The organism is Enterobacter sp. BWH64 (assembly GCF_001037645.1).
Classification (GTDB): domain Bacteria; phylum Pseudomonadota; class Gammaproteobacteria; order Enterobacterales; family Enterobacteriaceae; genus Enterobacter; species Enterobacter hormaechei_C.
On sequence record NZ_KQ089922.1, the window covers coordinates 3,370,035 to 3,385,958 of the forward strand.

The window sequence follows — 15,924 nt, forward strand, 5'->3', positions numbered from 1 at the left end:
CTTTTAAAGACCACTTGGTTTACATAAAGCACAAAAAACAAAGCCCCGCACGATGGCGAGGCTCTTAATTCTTTGTCGACAATCAAAGCTATGACGACGATATCAGATTTACATGAAATATATGCGTTTCAGTTCGGTTTTGCAAGAGTTGCGTGCGAATTTGTCGCCTTTTGTTGTGAACGTGATCGCGTTACTGAAATAAGCGCACCGCTATCTAGCCGCTTAAAGCTGTTACGCATCGCCTGCCAGTGAGGCAGATAGGTTTCTGTCCAGGTGGATTTCGCAACGCCCGCCAGTTCTGCAAGCGCCTGGTATTCGTACGTCTCACGGCCAGCCAGCTCAGCCTTTACGTCCTGTGCCGCTAGCCAGATAAGATTCTTCAGGCGCTCCATCGTCTTGCCGGCCACTTTCTTCGCGCCGAGCTGCTCCTGGAACTCTGCCCATGCCCACTGGGTGATAGCCCCCTGGTATTCGAAGCGGATATTCTCGCTGTAGTTCCACAGCAACCAAGCTTTCTGGTGGTCCTCCAGCGACAGGACAGCGCGGCGCCATGAGGCGGTGCCGAACTCAACCGGGCTGACTAACGCGATAGACGATCCCTTGGCGCGTGACTGGCTGCCGCTCATCGCCGGACCGTCCGGGTTAACTTTGCGGCCGGTGACCGGATCGGTGATTTTCTTCCGGCCCCGGCTGCGCGCCGTCGCGGTGAACTGCGCGTTTTCGGCGAAGGCTACCAGCTGCCCTTTCGTCGCCCCGCTCAGATCTGCGGTCGCCACAATGAGCTGCTGACGTACGTATTCCAGTTGCTGACTGTTCATGCGGCTTCCTTATGTGGCTGGTTGGTTTTAGTCTGGCTGTGCTTTGCTACTGGTGGCATGCAGGCGCGCTTAACGCTTTCTGCCTGGTACCGCAGGAAATCGGCGTGGTTCATGCGGCCTCCTGTCGGCGTGCCCGGCGTTTTTCCAGCGCGCGGGCTTTTCGTGTAAAAATGGATTTGATGCGTTGAAGGTATTGGATATCGAACCGGCGCGGCTCGTTGTCTGATTCAAGACGTTCGACGCGCTCCAAGCCAATACGCTCAATCAGCCGAATACGATACTCGACGGCATTACCGCTCAATTGACGATTGCACCGGGTGCAGGCTGAGTGGACGTTAAACACGTTGAATTTGAGGTGTGATGCAGCTCCGCGCGAACGGTAATGACTGGCATCAATAGCGCTACCAGTGAGGTAATTGCATTTGCCGAGGAGCGGATTGCCGCAGCTGACGCATTCTTTCCCCTCGTCCCGGATCCGGATGTAGCGGTTGAAGGCCGATTGAGCCTCCTTATCCCACTGGGATTTAGACTTTAGTGACTCGCGCTTTTCTTGTCGGCGTTTTCGCCCTGCCTTCTCTGCCTCTTTCTGTTCACTGATACGCTTAGCGGCCTCTTTCACCTTCTGCTTTGCCCTCAAATCCAGCGCGTAGATGGCGCCATGCTCAGGACAGCACCACCAGACGTTGTCGAAGGTAGCGGTGAATTTCTCTTTGCAGACCTTGCAGGTTCGACGGGTTGGTTTATGCATGATTCCTCCGTGCAGCGAGACGCAGCCATTTCTGATCCACCAGGCGGGCGGTGTAGCCTTTCAGTGTCGGGATGTCGGACGGCTTAACCGCGGGCTTACGCTTGCGGCGCGCATGAACGCGGAATATTTCGTTGGTGATGACGCGGGAAAGCGGAGTAGACATCAGGCCTCCTGCTTATCGCGCAGCTGCTGGTACTCGCAGCTCTGCGGGATGGTCAGGTGACAGCCGATGTTCATCGCCCAGGCTTCGACTTTGCACAGGAAGATGTACATCTCGCCGGTTTCCAGATCAGACGTATGGCGGAGTGACTGCACGGTCGTGACCTCTCCGGACAAGACATCCACCCGGTCTTTGCTTTCGTAGCCGAGATAGGTGTGCTTCATCGCGTCTTTGACCCACTCAGGCGTAGCGAAGGTCTTGCCGCGGGCGATGAGGTACTCGCTGATTTCCGTGTACCACATGTGGCTGAGCGCGTTCTGCGACAGGCTGCGCTTATCGCGCCATGGCTTAACCTGAAGGCGGAAACATTGCCCGGCATCCAGCAATGGCTGAATCTGCTGGCCGATGGCCGCGAAGTTACCGCGATGGAGTTTGATACCGTCTACTGGCAGAGTCATACGGCCTCCTTAACGGAAACCGCAGAATGAAGAAAATCGCAGGTGCATTTCTGCATCTGTGACAAGGTGAGGAGTTCAGATTGTGGTCGCATTTAAGTCCCCTTAAATGCGCAGAAGTCACCGGAGTTGTTCAGGCTCCGATGACATGATTATGGACGGTTGATTCAACAAAATCAACGTAAGAGAAAGGCCTCCGGAGAGGCCAATGAGTTAGTCGTCCACGCGTTTAAAGCACAGCGGGCAAACATCATTTCCACCGTGCTCTTCGTATGCGCCTTTAACGGCATCAGTCATCTCTTTAAAATTTTCAAATGGATGACCACCATTGCTTTTTTTATAAGCTCCAGCTGCGTATTTATAGATGTTAGCCTCATCTATGCCCTCATCAACATAAGCGCCCTCATGATGGGGGCACTGCGTTAAAGCGCCAACCCTACCGAGCATTTCCAGTGCCCAGCACTCTTGTTTCATGCAAAGTTGATCGATACTCATAACGCCTCCTGTTGGTTTTACATCGCCAAATGAATGTACCACCAAGCAATAAGAAATGAAGCAGTTAAATTGTAAAACATGTGTATATATCAATGAGTTACAATAGCTTGCTATTTTTTCTTACAGCCTTTCTGCGTCGAATGGGTTAGGCATCATCGCTTATCCCTTTTCAGTTTTGCTATCGGGTTGTTCCACGCGTCAATATCCTCCTGGATAAGTTTTCCTTTCCCTTTGCATAGTTCGCATTTTGCCAGCAACCCAAAGCACTCAGGACACTTAACAAATGGACCAAACTCTCTCTTCCATGAAAGCACGCGAGCATTGATGATTATCTTGTTTAAACTCTGCATCACTCCTCCTGCTGCGGTGCTGCTGGATACGCACTACCTTCCTGCCCTGGCTCGTTGCTTCCAGTGCATGCATTCCGGTGGTCATTGGCGTGCGGGCAGCGTTTGTTTCCGCACTCAGGACAGACAACGAAGCGCATGTCAGTAAGGGTTATTGGTCGGCAGGTTCGGCACCAGCAGTCTGGAGCGTTGAGAGCATCACGCTCTGCAAAGATTTTCTCACCGTCAATTGCTATGCCGGAGTTGCGAATGGTATCCACCGCATCGCGCAACTTGCAAGCCGTCGTTACAGGTTCAACCATATTGTTGGAGTCACCGGAATGGTCAACCATAGCGAGCTTATCCTCGGTATGGTTGGTTATCGCTTCCTGAAAGCGTTCAAGCTCCACGTACTCCTGGCATGACCAACCGCCATCAATGAAATCACGAGCTTCAACAGCGTCGAAAGTGAATGATGTTTCGCCACCAGTTGGTGAGGTTAAGCCGTACAGGTCTGCTACCGGCTTAAACTGTGTGGCTGGAATATTTTCCGGAATATTTTGCGGTTCGTTTTGTGGTCGATCGGCACCCTGAAGCATGGCGGCGCGGCGACCAGCTTTCCACGCAGATTCAGCCATAACACCAAGCATCTGCTTAGCTGCCGTGGTGTATTGATTATGCTGATAATGCTCATGCCATTCCCTGCCAAACCAAGAATAGAAATTATCGTCAGCATCAACTGAAACTGGATTCATTATCGGTGGCGATGGGTAAGCAACACGAAAAAGGGTGGATGGTTTCGCTTCAAGCAGTTCCTCTAAATGTTGTTTGTCGTAATCAGTCCAACTTCCATCGACCAATACTTGATACACCGGCTCCGCTTCGAGCGATGCCAGCGCCAGCTTCATCGCAGCAAGTGCCATCGCCGCATCTTCGTTTACAACGCCGGGCACCGCATCGCGCTCTTCTTCAAGCTCAGCGATAGTCTTTTGCAGCCATTCTTTGGTGACGTTGCTCATTGGGCGGCCTCCTGGGCTCCAAGTTTTTCCCATATTTTAAGGCTGTTATCCGGCATCAGCGCTTCACGCACGCATGGCTTGTAGTAGTGATGGAAAGCGAACGTCAGCCCGAGCTTAGTTGCACTCTGGTTCTTCGAGCTCAGCAAGCCAAGCCCCATGCAGATAGTTGTTGCAGTCCAGCCAGAGTGAAACCCGGTAGCACGTTTCATTACGGTTTCAGCCAGGATGGTGCGGAAATCAGTGCGGCCGAAATTCGTGTTTTCGAATGCTGCATTAATCACCTCATCAGTAAGGTGCGCGTCGATAGAGTTGCTCATTGGGCGGCTCCTTCTGCTTTCTTTTCATCAACGCTCCAGGCTGTAGCCAGCGCGCCAGTAACCTGCATAAACGAGTGCTTTACTTTCACCGAGAAGGTTTCTCCTGTTGCCGATACCGTTTCGATGATGGTCAGCTCGCCGCCGCTTTCGAAATCAGGGTAGAACTGCGTTACTAAATTACTTTCGACAATCACCGATCCGTCCGGCGTGTGCATTTTCAGTTTCATACCCCTACCCTCCCCCAAACCATCAATACCCTTCTCATCGCCGGACTGTTGCGGCACTCCTGGCAGATAACGTTTGTGTCCGTCCGCTGAATTAACTTCGACTTACCCTGCTTTATGCCCGGTATCGTGTCAGGGGCGTAGCGCTTGCCGTAACTGGTAAGGCTGTACAGGCGCTGGCCGTATTTTCCTTCACAGCTGATCAGGCCGTCGGCCAGCAACGTGCTCACCGTCCCGGATATCTTTTTGGTGTCCATACCGATAAGTCCTGCCAGTTTGACGCTGTTCAGGCCCGGGTTATTACGCAGGGCTGCCAGCACCTGCTCACGGATTGTTATGGTCATGTCACACCATCCCGTTCGACTTGTTGCGGTTGTACTTCGCCAGCAGCAGCTGGATCGGCGTCGGACCATGCTCGGCAGCCGGTGCTGCAATTGCCCGGCGTACCGGCGGCACTGGCTTACCCTCGGTGACGCGCTTCTCCCACATGTCCAGCAGATCGCCCGCCTCGCGTGCCAGTTCACCATGCGTTAACTGGCGTTCAGTGCTGCGGTGGCGCAACTCGACGCAGATGTGGTACATGACCGGCTGCGACCAGGGGAATTGTTCGCTGGAGGTGAATTCGAACGAACGTTTACGCCAGTCCCAGTACTCGGCGATCACCTGGTCAACGGTGATGCCCAGCACCCCGCCACTCTGTTTGCACCAGGCGACGAACTGGCCCGGCGACGGCAGGAATGGGCGCTCCTGGCGGCGGGCAATGCGCATACCAGCATCAACCTGAGCCATTGAGTGGATCCCGTTCTCCTGAAACGCCAGCAGCCACTGACGGCGGAATTCGTTCAGGTCGTCCTGACTGCGGAAGTTCGCCATGCTGGCCGGGAACGCGGCACGCAGTTGGTTGAACAGCCCGTTGAACACTTGAGCCACCTGCTCGACCGGTGCGCGTTCCTGATACTGCTCTGGCAGGTTATGGGCCATGCGGCTCATCTGCTCGCGGTCGTGGTTACGCATCTGCTCTGCAAGAGATTTCATCGAATCACCTCATAAGCCCAGTCAGTGTTGTTGAAGTCCAGATCCGGCTTGGCGGCACGCTGTTCACTTCCGGCGTTGCGCTGCATCGTCAGCTTGTCCCACTGCTTACGCAGGCTTTCCGGGCTCAGGATGTTGGTCTGCCAGAAGTGGTGTTTGCTTGCCCAGTCATACAGCGCGCAGATGTCCTGGTGCGACCGGTTGTCTATCTGGCGCATCAGGCGAACGGTGTTAGACCAGGAGGTCATGTCCGGGGCTTTGCAGGTTGGGTTAATCAGCTTCACCCTGGAGGAAATCCACTTAGCGATCTCGAGGTCTTCAGCCGATCCCCACTTCGCACCGGATGGGGTGTAAACCGCAGCTTCTGGATGAGCTGATAAAAATTTCTTCAGACGTGCGTCAGAGGATTCGTCAGAATTCTCGGACGAAGATCTTTTAATGTTTTTATTGTTGTTATTACATTGTTGTTCATGATTCTCGGTGAAACGCTCGGGTAAATGCGCTCCGTTATGCGCGGCATAACCTTCCGAAGCCGCGCCATTACTGGATTCGCCATGCTCGGCATTAAGCGCGGAGATATGCGCGGTGATACGCTCGGGTAAATCGTCCATTTTTTGAGCATATTCAGCGTAATTTGTGATGGTTATCACAGAGCCCTTTCGCTTCTCTCCGGATCGAGAAATCATCCCTTCACGCTCGAAAACATCAAGCATCCTGTCTACGGCGTGGCGACTGCATGGCTTCCCTTCCCTGTCGCATAAATTCAGCCCGAGATCGGCTGAGGTGGTGACCAGTTGTCCGGTTTGCAGCGGCCATTGGCGCCCTTTGAAGTTTGCTGTATATGGCTGTCGAGCAGCACACAGCAGCAGGTTTTCCCACAGCGTGCGCAGGAAGACGTCCTTCGACCAGGTTTGCTTAAGAACACTCCGGTACAACGGGATGAATCCGGTTTTCTGGTTCTCCATCCGGTTGCTCCTGGCGGCGGAATGCGCCGCGAAATTTGCGTAAGCGACGTTCGACACAGTTAAACCTCCTGCGCCTGGCGTTTTGGATTAGCGTTTGTCATAATGACCTCGCAATTGACTAGCGTTTGTTGCACCAGAAAGTCGGCTCTGTTCGCGCAGACCGGCTTTCGCCATTTCTGTAGTTCTCACATGACCCCCAGCATCGACGTCACCATCGTCATCAGCGGGCCTACCTGCTCAGGCATAAGGCGAAACAGCGACGCTATACCCTCGCTTACCTCTTTCAGCTTCTGATGCTCTGGAGCGTCCAGCAGCACGGCCTGTTTAGCTTCGGCGAGTTCTTTCTCGGCTTCAGCCAGACGAGACAATTTGCAATCGGCACCGATCAGGCGAGTGCGATACTCAACAGGCAGCACGGCCATGATTGCTGGCGTCAGCTGGCGAACGTTCTCGCGGTACTGTTCGGAGTCGAAACGGTTATCCAGGAAGCGGAACAGCTTCTGGCGCGCCCGGCTGATGTCTTCCGGAAAGCTGATGGTGGTCCCGCCCTGCTCCCGGTATTCGTTGATGATCAGCGCCGAAACGACGTCCTGATTGTCCAGCGCCGAAGACCATGCCCGGACCGCATCGCGGATCTTTTCGTGGTCTGGCGCCGCCTTATGTTGAGCGCGGTTTATCATCGCTCCCGGGTGTATTCCGGTATTGTGTTGATACGCAAGTGAATGCATTTGCTATTCCTGATGTTCCTGTTTCTTACTGTGAGGAAATTCGCGGTACTCGACCGCCTTAACCTCGCCAGTAGGAAGCTTGTTGATGAAAATCTGACGGCCGACCCTGATCGCTTTGCTAATTGCCGTTTGATGGACACCAATGGCATCAGCTGCTTTTACCTGGCCAACTTCGTCGACATACTCGGCGAGTGAAATTTTCATGTTTAGCGTTGCTCCTTACCGTTAATACAAAAACAATACCACAAGTATTAGATAAATCAATACCGCCGGTATTTTAAAAATATGAGCTTTGGTATTAATATCTGATAATGGAAAAGAAAAAGATCCTCACCCCCGCTCAAGTGGCTGATTCAAAGCGTTTAAAAGCCCTTTACGAAGCGAAGAAAAAAGAACTGGGTATTACTCAGCAATCCATTGCGGACGCGCTGGACATATCCCAGGGTGCCGTTGGCCATTATCTCAATGGAAGGAACGCTTTAAATACAGCGGTAGCATCGGTCTTTGCGAGGCTTCTTGGGATTAGTGTCTCTGATTTCAGCCCGTCACTTGCGAAGGATATCTCTGATATGAGCTCGGTGGCGTCGGAAAATACTTCTTTCGCAGGGCATTATTCACCTGGCTCAAAATATCCGGTGATTAGCAAAGTTCAGGCGGGCGCCTGGTGTGAAGCGGTTGAGCCGTACACCCTAAAGGATATAGACCTTTGGCTTGAATCAGATGCTCACATTCAGGGGGAGGCGTTCTGGCTGCAGGTAGATGGTGACTCGATGACAGCCCCTGCTGGTCTTAGCATCCCTGAAGGTACCTTCGTTCTTTTCGATACGGGCCGCGAGGCGATCAACGGCAGCCTAGTAATAGCAAAGCTATCTGATTCTAACGAGGCGACGTTTAAGAAGCTGGTGATCGATGGTGCACAGAAGTATCTGAAGGGCCTTAACCCGCAATGGCCACTCGTGCCGATTAATGGTAACTGCCGGATTATTGGGGTTGCTGTAGAGACAAAGTTGCGTTTAGTTTAAATGTGCTAAATATAAAATGCACAGACTATTGATTCAAATAGTAATTTCAGAATGCCGTGCAAACAATATCATACATATTTGAGACTTCTTCCTGTTGACATTTTCACCCTGGACTTACCATAATGGTAATAAAGATATGTAGTAGGTATAAGACTGGTGCGCCAAAGGAGCCCTTGAGAGATGGCGAAGAGCGCATCATTGAGGGAGGCCCGCTGTATCCTAACCTCCTGGCCGAGTTAGCAAGGTGCCAAGTAAACTCTGTTACACATAAGACAAATGATTTTTTAGCACTTCATCGTGTGGATCTGGGGGATGTTCGTACATACGTAGAACTAGCCTTAAAAGGTGGGCGATACATCAACTCACAGTGGTGCAATGGTAACGCTCCGAAAGGACTATTTGCATGTGATGCTTATGTAGTGCCTGCGCAATTGTACATACCCCACGAACGTTGCGAGTGCACAGTTATGTTATACGTAAAAGTATGCCTTTTAGACTCTGGAAACACGGTAGCAGTCATTTCATTGCATGAATCAACTGAAAACTAAGGACAAATCATGAAACGTTATTCACTCTGCCCAATATGCGGGGATGAAGGGTTGCATGAAACGAAAACCAAAATCCTCAGGGAGTTTGAGGGTTTTAAAAAAGAGGTCCCGTTCCATGCATCTGTTTGCGAATCATGTGGCTCAGAAACTCTGACAGTTCAGCAGGCAAAATTTAACAAACGCCAGATGACTGATTTTTATCGAGAAGCTGATGGATTGCTTACAGGCGGTCAGATAAAGGCAATCAGAGAGGATTTACATCTTACCCAATCTGAAGCAGCAATCATTTTTGGTGGGGGCAAAAACGCGTTTACTAAATATGAAAATGGTGACGTTACGCAATCATTTGCGCTGGATAAGCTTTTAAGAACGGCTTACTCGGTTCCCGCTGCTTTTGAGTTTCTCCGTAAAGGTTGTCCAGCCGTAACCACCGTAGAGTATACCAATCGCACTACCGAGTTAGAGATGATCAAGACTTATCTTGTTTCAAAAACTGGTCACCTTAAATACGCGAAAAGTCCTGCTGAAGATTCGGTAAAAGTCGTCATCCAGAATTATGTGTCTGAACCAACTCAGCATAATACTTGGCATATGATTGAAACGATTGCCTTAGGTAGTAAATTATGATTTTAAGAGAAGTAAAAGATGTACTGTTGAGAAAGTCTTCTCTCACTTTTGATGCTGACACAAACATTTTTATGTTAGAGGGCATGGATCTAACCCTTCACTCGAATAACCGTATTGTTAGCGTACAAGTTGCTGAAAAGTATGAAGATGAAGAGCTAACTAAGATAAGTCGATGCGCATGTCTTTTCAGGCTGCAATGTTCGATAAGAGCAACTGAAGCAGGGCAAGATCCAGAAACATCTAAAGTTCTGTTCGAAATTGAAGCTCAGCACGATGTTGTTTTTGACTCAGACTCAGTTGTAACAATCGAAGAGATAGAAAAGTTTAGCGCTGATGACATAATTAACAATGCGGCTTGGCCGTATTGGAAAGAGCATGTTACTTCGCTTTGTTCCAAAGCTGGACTCAGCCCTTTGCAGGTGCCATCAGCTCAGAAGAATGATCCAATAAAAATTACAGCCAAGCGAGAGTTGTAAACAAAACCGGCCGCGTGCCGGTTTTTTTGTGTCTGCCGATCCCCATTCGACCACCACCACCACGTCAGCGTAACCAATTGAATATTATGGGATGCTGGCATTAACGGCGTCTATTCCCCGCCAGCTGGTAAACAACCCGATCCCTCTGGTAAACGCTGTCATCCTTGGTAAACGATTTACCATTGGTGACACCGTTAACCATCTATAAGCCTTTCCGCACTATCTCAGCCGCATCCCTGTTCACGCCCTTCCCTATCACGTTTCCTGTTTCCTTCCGGTACTGCTTCAGCTTGTCGATGATGTTTTGCTGGGTCATGGGTAAATCAGCCAGTGACAATTCCATCACCGCCCGCCCCATCGCCTGAATTTTCATGCTTATACGCTCTTCATCCAGAACCATGCACATCCCTCCTGCTGTTTTTTTAAGCGTAGCACTGGTATTTACAAAAATAAAATCACATCAAATTCATACTCTTAGTATTAATCAAAGATTTATTAATACTGGCGGTATTGCTATATATTAATACCGCTAGTATTGTTAACCCATCGAAACGAAACATCGACAGCTGAGCGAAGTTAGCCAGCGGCGGATGCCCCGCCTGCTTCTTTAACAATTCAGACTGAGTGACAGGCAAGCCGTAGCGCTCCTGGCAAAAAGAAATGGCACCCGATGGGATCGAGGTAAGCACTGAGTCCGTATGCGTACGGTAGGTGTAGAGGACCACGCTGCGATGAGCTGATAAGTCACTCAATTTGAAACGCTCCGATGATGGGGCGCTGATTCAACTTAGAGGAGTGATTCCAATGAAGCGCTAAAGCGGACAGACCGCACTTTCAAGCCGCAGTAATGATGCGGCCCCGAGTCTCCGTGAGAGAGCCAGACGCAGGTCCGAACTGCGACATACCGCTGGTCAGGGTTAAACGAGGAAAAGGGTATGCCGGTAAAGCAGCGCGAACGCCAGAAGCGCACCGGTTATAAGCGGCGATGAGCGACAAGGTCTCAAGGGCATGAGCGCGGCCACTGCGAGAGTGTGGCGAAGTGCTTTGGGCTGGCAGACGGTTATCAGCTAGTTGGTGAGGTAATGGCTCACCAAGGCGACGACGGCCTTCCCTGCTTCATTGTGGGGAGCCAGCGCCAAAGCATTTCTCCCGCATCAGCGGGTAACGATAGAGGGTTTTATGGCAGACGAAGATTATACGATGGGGGAGTTTTGGCGAGACATGAAGCCAGAACTTAAAGAGCGGCGCAGAATGGCACGCAATTCGGCACATGAAGGGATGAAGGCATTCTTTCAGCGTAATGGGGTTGAGTTCGAAGAGGGAGAAAACACACTCATATTTCGCACGCCGCAAGGGACCGTTGCTTATTACCCGCCAAGCAAGCGGATGCAGCATAAAACCACATGGCGAACATGCAGCCCTACAGCATGCATGAATTACGTCAACAAACTCAGAGCCGCCTAACCAGCGGCTTTTTTCATACCTCACCGTTCTCGATGAGTGCGGTTAGTTATGACAACCGGCGGCCATCCACCGCCCATTGAAACACTGAATAAATGCGTTGAAGTCTTGTATTAACTGTTCCGTTCGCCGCGATAAGGCCAAGAGGAAATCATGGTAAACCAGCAGCAGATCAGAGAGGCCCAACGGCTCGCGTCGTTCGCGGTACTCCATCGCAATGCTCCGGCGTGGGAAGCAGCAAAGCGCCTTTACGCCATCGCCATCGGGAGGACTCTTCACTGATGGAAACTTTATTCGCGCTCGTCCTGACCGTGGCAATGACCAACGGTGATTATCAGGACGTCATTCTCGGCGTTTACGACAGCCAACAGGAATGCAGCCAGGCAGCAACAGAGCAGAAAGTAACAGCAGAATGCTGGCCGGTAGAAAGCATCCTTCGCAACGGCGAGTTCCCGGCGAAATCCATCGCGCAACAGTAACCACCCTATTCAACCGATCGGCCTGGCTTTCTGCGGGCGGCATCTGCACATCCAAATTTCAGGAGTTCAGCCATGAACGCATACCTCACTTACGACCGAATCGAAGATCGGCGCTGGGTTGAGCAGCAGCTCACCGACGAGAAGGAGAAGTGGATCGACAACCGGGCGAAAGAACTGATCGCCATGTTCCCGAAATATGCTCTGCAAATGAGTAGCCTGTTTCTCCCAAAAGAAGCGCAAATGGCACTAGTCGGTGAAAAGGCAGAGGAAGCCTATAACGACTATGTCACACGCATCTGTTACGACCGCGCCGAAGAAGAGTGGGATCGCCTTCATCCAACCTGCCCATTTTAAGGAGGGGCTATGAGCTTAACCCTTGTTGATTTCGTCAAACAACAGGAGCCGCTTTTCATGAAGGCGGCCACAGACGAGCGGATGGTGTGGGCGAAGGAAAGCCAGTTTGCCATCCAACTATTTCAGAACAACGACTACCTCGCGAAAGTCGCTTTCCAGAACCAGACCAGCACGCAGAACGCAATCATCAACGTTGCGGCTATCGGTATTTCGCTAAACCCAGCTCAGAAGCTGGCTTACCTGGTTCCGCGTAAAGGGGCTATTTGCCTAGACATCAGTTACATGGGCCTGATGCACATCGCGCAGCAGTCTGGCGCCATTAAGTGGTGCCAGTCGGCTATTGTTCGAAGAAACGACCAGTTCCGCCGCGAGGGGCTCGATAAGCCGCCAATCCACATCTACAACGACTTCGATACTGAAGAGCAGCGCGGGGACATCGTAGGCGCGTATGTAACGGTAAAAACTGACGATGGTGATTACCTCACCCATACGATGCGCATCGATGCCATCTACTCCATCCGTGACCGCTCAGAAGCGTGGAAGAAGTACAAATCCGACAATAGCAAGAAGTGTCCATGGGTCACCGATGAAGAGCAGATGATCCTCAAGACGGTCGTGAAGCAGGCAGCAAAATACTGGCCTCGCCGTGAGCGCCTGGACGCCGCCATAGACCACGTTAACACCGAGGGCGAAGAAGGTATCAACTTTACAGCAGAGCGTCAGCCTGAGCGCGATATAACGCCGCTTAGCGAAGCCACGCAGAAAGAGATAAACGACCTCCTTGTCTCTTTGGATAAGACATGGGATGCCGATCTTCTCCCTCTCTGTTCACGCATTTTCAAACGCCCTATCTCGCAGCCAGCCGACCTAACAGAAATGGAAGGTGTTAAGGCTCTCGGGTTCCTCAGGCAAAAGGCGGCAGCATGACACCAGAAATTATCCTGGCCCGGACCGGTATCGACGTAACTACTATCCAGCAAGGCGACGAGGCATGGCACCGGCTGCGCCTCGGCGTTATCACCGCCTCTGAAGTGCACAACGTCATCGCCAAGCCAAGATCGGGAAAGAAGTGGACAGACATGAAAATGTCCTACTTCCACACGCTGCTCGCCGAGGTATGCACAGGCGTCGCGCCAGAGGTTAACGCCAAGGCACTGGCCTGGGGTAAGCAGCACGAGGAAGATGCTCGTACCCTCTTCGAGTTCACCACCGACGTGAAAGTCACGGAGTCGCCGATCCTGTTCCGTGACGAGAGCATGCGCACCGCGTGCTCCCCTGACGGCCTGTGCAGTAACGGGTTCGGCCTTGAACTTAAATGCCCTTTCACCTCTCGCGACTTCATGAAATTCCGCCTTGGCGGTTTCGAAGCCATCAAGTCTGCGTACATGGCTCAGGTGCAGTACAGCATGTGGGTGACCGGGAAAGATGCCTGGTTTTTTGCCAACTACGACCCTCGCATGAAACGCGAAGGCATTCACCATGTCGTCGTTGAGCGGGATCCGCAGTACATGACCGATTTCAACGAAATGGTGCCGGAGTTCATTGAGAAGATGGACGAGGCGCTGGCAGAGATCGGCTTCACGTTCGGGGAACAGTGGAAATGAAACGCACACCCTTTTACCGCCGGCCAGGGCGAACCGGGCAATTCTCCGGCCTCCGTGAGCGCGTTATCTGGATGATTCAGACGCGGGGCCGCCCGGTCACCGGCAGCGAAATCGCTGAGAAGTTTGGCGTATCGCTCATTGAGTTTAACCGGGTCGCCAACGGAATCACCCGCGGCTCCGGACAGATAGCGCAGATCGTTGAGTCTGAGAAATGGCTCAACGAAGACGGCATCTGCGACCGGAAATTTAGCCTGACCAGCAAGCCAAAGGTTGTAACGCCGCAGGGTAAATCGCGGCTGTTCACCCGGCGCGCCATAGAGCAGTCACGGGAAGGCCGACGGCAGGAGTGCATTGAACGTGCCGCCCGGCGTCGCCGCCTCATTGCTCAGGGCCTATACATCGACGAAATGGAGTCAGTGCTATGAAAGCGTGGTCACTCGAAGAGCTGGCGCTGCTGTGGCGACACTCAAACGCTGAAGTCGCTGAGATTACCGGCCGCTGCATTGAAGAGGTAGGAGATAAGCGGCTGCAAACCAATATTGAGCGCAATGGCTGGGATGTTAAGGATCCTGAGCGGGAGGATGCATGAGCAAAGTAGGCGATTATTTCTTTGAGTTCCCTGCGTCGCGCGGCATGCAGGGTAGCACGGCGACTTACATGATCACGGCGCCTGCCCGCGCGCTAACGCGCATACTTGCGTCCGACAATCACGGCAGCACGCTCGAGCGCTCTCAACGCGAAATTAACCAGGCGCGAGTGAAGAAGTTTTACCAGTACCTCGTCAATGCATACCAAAATAAAGAGCCCTTCATCATCCCGCCGCTGGTCGGCAACTGCGACGCGGATATTGAGTTTGAAGAGTTCGGCAATACGAATGTGGGCGTGGCACGCTTCCCTATGGATGCGGTGATCAAGCTGTTCGACGGCCAGCACCGCGCCGCCGGGTTAGCTGAGTTCTGCCGGACTTACGGAGAGCCAATCAGCATCCCGCTGATGCTGACCCATAATCTCCCGCTGAAGGCACGCCAGCAGTTCTTCTCCGATATCAATAACAACGTCTCGAAACCTTCCGCTGCGATCAACATGGCCTATGACGGGCGTAATGATGTGGCCCAGGGGATGGTGTCGTTCCTGTCTCAGCACGACACCTTCTCAGAGGTGACAGACTTCGAGCACAACGTCGTTCCGGCGAAAAGTAAGTTGTGGGTGAGCTTCAAGGCGCTTAGCGACGCGACGGCCAAGTTTGCCAACGCGGGCAGTAAGCCGCTGGAAATGGGCGACATTGAATCCATCTGGGAGGCCTGGTTGGCCCTGACGCAAATCGAAGCGATTCGCCACGGCACCAGCCAGGCAGACTACAAGCGTGACTACATTCAGTTCCACGCGGTGATGATCAACGCCTTCGGCTATGCCGTTCAGCGGCTGATGGCTGACCACTCAATCGTAGATATCGTCCAGATGATTGAGGAACTGGCGAGCAGTGCGGGCTCCTCTGAGATGGAAGACTTCTTCCTGATTTCGCGATGGGGTGGCGTTTGTGTGAATGCCGAAAAAGAACGGCCAACGATCATTGCCTCCGTTCCGGCGCAGAAATCAGCTGCTGAAAGGTTGGTGTCCGTAATAAGAAACGGTGCACTGGAGGAACAAAATGCCGCAGCATAACTATCCAAATGGTAAGCCCTGGTCTGATTCCGACATTGCTTTTCTCCGGAGAATGGCCGGCGTAATGACGTTGCGTGATATTGCGTCAGAACTTAACCGCACTCACGCTGCGGTACGTACGATGAGTACGAGACTGTCCCTCAATCTTCGAGAAAGCTACGCCAGGTGGACCTCAGTAGAGCTTCAGATATTGAGATCGTGTGCCGGCACCATGAGTGCCACTCAAATTGCTGGAAAGCTCGGGCGCACTCTCGATTCTGTTAAGGGGAAAGCCAGCCTGTTGGGCTTAAGCCTGCTATGTATTGGCGAAAGACATCATCATGCAGTTTACAGTGATCACGACGTATCTCTATGTGTTGCGCTTCACGAAGAGGGCCTGTCACAAGCAGTCATAGCTGAAAAAA

Annotated in this window: 26 protein-coding genes; 11 read left to right on the forward strand and 15 right to left on the reverse strand. The window is 52.2% G+C overall.

Going from position 1 to position 15,924, the window contains the following annotated elements:
* Nucleotides 1-128: 128 nt before the first annotated feature.
* The 14 genes from SK50_RS16090 to SK50_RS16155 all read right to left on the reverse strand — a co-directional run bounded on the left by SK50_RS16090 (nucleotide 129) and on the right by SK50_RS16155 (nucleotide 7,491).
* On the reverse strand, nucleotides 129-818 hold the full coding sequence (locus SK50_RS16090; RefSeq protein WP_048229687.1) for a bacteriophage antitermination protein Q: 690 nt from the start codon (nucleotides 816-818) through the stop codon (nucleotides 129-131).
* Nucleotides 815-931: a hypothetical protein gene (locus tag SK50_RS24195; RefSeq protein WP_101731559.1), complete on the reverse strand. Its 117-nt coding sequence runs from the start codon at nucleotides 929-931 to the stop codon at nucleotides 815-817. The genes SK50_RS16090 and SK50_RS24195 overlap by 4 nt, the downstream gene beginning before the upstream one ends.
* Nucleotides 928-1,566 (reverse strand): recombination protein NinG, encoded by a 639-nt coding sequence (locus tag SK50_RS16095; RefSeq protein ID WP_048229689.1) that lies wholly within the window; start codon nucleotides 1,564-1,566, stop codon nucleotides 928-930. Before SK50_RS16095 ends, SK50_RS24195 begins: the two co-directional genes overlap by 4 nt.
* Nucleotides 1,559-1,729, reverse strand: coding sequence for a NinE family protein (locus tag SK50_RS16100; protein ID WP_048229690.1), 171 nt, complete (start codon nucleotides 1,727-1,729; stop codon nucleotides 1,559-1,561). Before SK50_RS16100 ends, SK50_RS16095 begins: the two co-directional genes overlap by 8 nt.
* Nucleotides 1,729-2,184: a YbcN family protein gene (locus SK50_RS16105; protein ID WP_048229692.1), complete on the reverse strand. Its 456-nt coding sequence runs from the start codon at nucleotides 2,182-2,184 to the stop codon at nucleotides 1,729-1,731. The genes SK50_RS16100 and SK50_RS16105 overlap by 1 nt, the downstream gene beginning before the upstream one ends.
* 210 nt (nucleotides 2,185-2,394) lie before the next feature.
* Nucleotides 2,395-2,676: a hypothetical protein gene (locus tag SK50_RS16110; protein WP_023300401.1), complete on the reverse strand. Its 282-nt coding sequence runs from the start codon at nucleotides 2,674-2,676 to the stop codon at nucleotides 2,395-2,397.
* A 349-nt stretch (nucleotides 2,677-3,025) separates the two neighbouring features.
* The gene (locus tag SK50_RS24200) at nucleotides 3,026-4,021 is read right to left on the reverse strand and encodes a hypothetical protein (RefSeq protein WP_053070549.1); all 996 of its coding nucleotides are present in this window, start codon (nucleotides 4,019-4,021) and stop codon (nucleotides 3,026-3,028) included.
* On the reverse strand, nucleotides 4,018-4,338 hold the full coding sequence (locus SK50_RS16125; RefSeq protein ID WP_050595165.1) for a hypothetical protein: 321 nt from the start codon (nucleotides 4,336-4,338) through the stop codon (nucleotides 4,018-4,020). The genes SK50_RS24200 and SK50_RS16125 overlap by 4 nt, the downstream gene beginning before the upstream one ends.
* The gene (locus SK50_RS16130; RefSeq protein WP_032671034.1) at nucleotides 4,335-4,565 is read right to left on the reverse strand and encodes a hypothetical protein; all 231 of its coding nucleotides are present in this window, start codon (nucleotides 4,563-4,565) and stop codon (nucleotides 4,335-4,337) included. The genes SK50_RS16125 and SK50_RS16130 overlap by 4 nt, the downstream gene beginning before the upstream one ends.
* Entirely contained in the window at nucleotides 4,562-4,906 is a 345-nt protein-coding gene (locus SK50_RS16135; RefSeq protein ID WP_048229696.1) for a Ren protein, read from the reverse strand. The genes SK50_RS16130 and SK50_RS16135 overlap by 4 nt, the downstream gene beginning before the upstream one ends.
* Nucleotide 4,907: 1 nt before the next feature.
* Nucleotides 4,908-5,597 carry a replication protein P gene (locus SK50_RS16140; RefSeq protein WP_048229697.1) on the reverse strand — a complete coding sequence of 230 codons (690 nt, stop codon included), beginning with the start codon at nucleotides 5,595-5,597 and terminating at the stop codon, nucleotides 4,908-4,910.
* Nucleotides 5,594-6,559: a replication protein gene (locus SK50_RS16145; protein ID WP_048229699.1), complete on the reverse strand. Its 966-nt coding sequence runs from the start codon at nucleotides 6,557-6,559 to the stop codon at nucleotides 5,594-5,596. Before SK50_RS16145 ends, SK50_RS16140 begins: the two co-directional genes overlap by 4 nt.
* A gap of 185 nt (nucleotides 6,560-6,744) precedes the next feature.
* Nucleotides 6,745-7,287, reverse strand: a complete 543-nt coding sequence (locus tag SK50_RS16150; protein ID WP_048229700.1) for a toxin YdaT family protein — start codon at nucleotides 7,285-7,287, stop codon at nucleotides 6,745-6,747.
* Between the two features lie 3 nt (nucleotides 7,288-7,290).
* Complete coding sequence (locus SK50_RS16155; RefSeq protein WP_006176184.1) at nucleotides 7,291-7,491, reverse strand: Cro/CI family transcriptional regulator; 201 nt, start codon at nucleotides 7,489-7,491, stop codon at nucleotides 7,291-7,293.
* A gap of 107 nt (nucleotides 7,492-7,598) precedes the next feature.
* Between SK50_RS16155 and SK50_RS16160 the strand changes: the two genes are divergently transcribed.
* The 3 genes from SK50_RS16160 (at nucleotide 7,599) to SK50_RS16170 (ending at nucleotide 9,960) form a co-directional block, all read left to right on the forward strand.
* Nucleotides 7,599-8,309 (forward strand): LexA family protein, encoded by a 711-nt coding sequence (locus tag SK50_RS16160; protein ID WP_048229703.1) that lies wholly within the window; start codon nucleotides 7,599-7,601, stop codon nucleotides 8,307-8,309.
* A gap of 557 nt (nucleotides 8,310-8,866) precedes the next feature.
* Nucleotides 8,867-9,484, forward strand: a complete 618-nt coding sequence (locus tag SK50_RS22885) for a type II toxin-antitoxin system MqsA family antitoxin (RefSeq protein ID WP_006809781.1) — start codon at nucleotides 8,867-8,869, stop codon at nucleotides 9,482-9,484.
* Nucleotides 9,481-9,960 carry a hypothetical protein gene (locus SK50_RS16170; RefSeq protein WP_006809782.1) on the forward strand — a complete coding sequence of 160 codons (480 nt, stop codon included), beginning with the start codon at nucleotides 9,481-9,483 and terminating at the stop codon, nucleotides 9,958-9,960. Before SK50_RS22885 ends, SK50_RS16170 begins: the two co-directional genes overlap by 4 nt.
* Before the next feature lie 202 nt (nucleotides 9,961-10,162).
* On the opposite strand, the gene SK50_RS16175 is transcribed toward SK50_RS16170, so the two are convergent.
* Nucleotides 10,163-10,360, reverse strand: coding sequence for a hypothetical protein (locus SK50_RS16175; RefSeq protein ID WP_006809783.1), 198 nt, complete (start codon nucleotides 10,358-10,360; stop codon nucleotides 10,163-10,165).
* Nucleotides 10,361-11,139: 779 nt separating this feature from the next.
* On the opposite strand from SK50_RS16175, the gene SK50_RS16180 reads away from it, so the two are divergent.
* The 8 genes from SK50_RS16180 to SK50_RS16210 all read left to right on the forward strand — a co-directional run bounded on the left by SK50_RS16180 (nucleotide 11,140) and on the right by SK50_RS16210 (nucleotide 15,520).
* On the forward strand, nucleotides 11,140-11,424 hold the full coding sequence (locus tag SK50_RS16180; RefSeq protein WP_045343392.1) for a hypothetical protein: 285 nt from the start codon (nucleotides 11,140-11,142) through the stop codon (nucleotides 11,422-11,424).
* A 278-nt stretch (nucleotides 11,425-11,702) separates the two neighbouring features.
* A complete protein-coding gene (locus tag SK50_RS16185) occupies nucleotides 11,703-11,900 on the forward strand; it encodes a DUF1482 family protein (protein WP_048207095.1) in 198 nt (65 codons plus the stop codon).
* 72 nt (nucleotides 11,901-11,972) lie between these two features.
* On the forward strand, nucleotides 11,973-12,254 hold the full coding sequence (gene gamL, locus SK50_RS16190; RefSeq protein ID WP_048229705.1) for a host nuclease inhibitor GamL: 282 nt from the start codon (nucleotides 11,973-11,975) through the stop codon (nucleotides 12,252-12,254).
* A gap of 9 nt (nucleotides 12,255-12,263) precedes the next feature.
* Nucleotides 12,264-13,181, forward strand: a complete 918-nt coding sequence (locus tag SK50_RS16195) for a recombinase RecT (RefSeq protein ID WP_047653460.1) — start codon at nucleotides 12,264-12,266, stop codon at nucleotides 13,179-13,181.
* Complete coding sequence (locus tag SK50_RS16200) at nucleotides 13,178-13,858, forward strand: lambda exonuclease family protein (protein ID WP_046619588.1); 681 nt, start codon at nucleotides 13,178-13,180, stop codon at nucleotides 13,856-13,858. The genes SK50_RS16195 and SK50_RS16200 overlap by 4 nt, the downstream gene beginning before the upstream one ends.
* Entirely contained in the window at nucleotides 13,855-14,283 is a 429-nt protein-coding gene (locus tag SK50_RS16205) for a hypothetical protein (protein ID WP_048229708.1), read from the forward strand. The genes SK50_RS16200 and SK50_RS16205 overlap by 4 nt, the downstream gene beginning before the upstream one ends.
* Entirely contained in the window at nucleotides 14,280-14,447 is a 168-nt protein-coding gene (locus tag SK50_RS24035; protein WP_017693154.1) for a hypothetical protein, read from the forward strand. Before SK50_RS16205 ends, SK50_RS24035 begins: the two co-directional genes overlap by 4 nt.
* Complete coding sequence (locus SK50_RS16210) at nucleotides 14,444-15,520, forward strand: DGQHR domain-containing protein (protein WP_048229709.1); 1,077 nt, start codon at nucleotides 14,444-14,446, stop codon at nucleotides 15,518-15,520. Before SK50_RS24035 ends, SK50_RS16210 begins: the two co-directional genes overlap by 4 nt.
* Nucleotides 15,521-15,924: the final 404 nt, after the last annotated feature.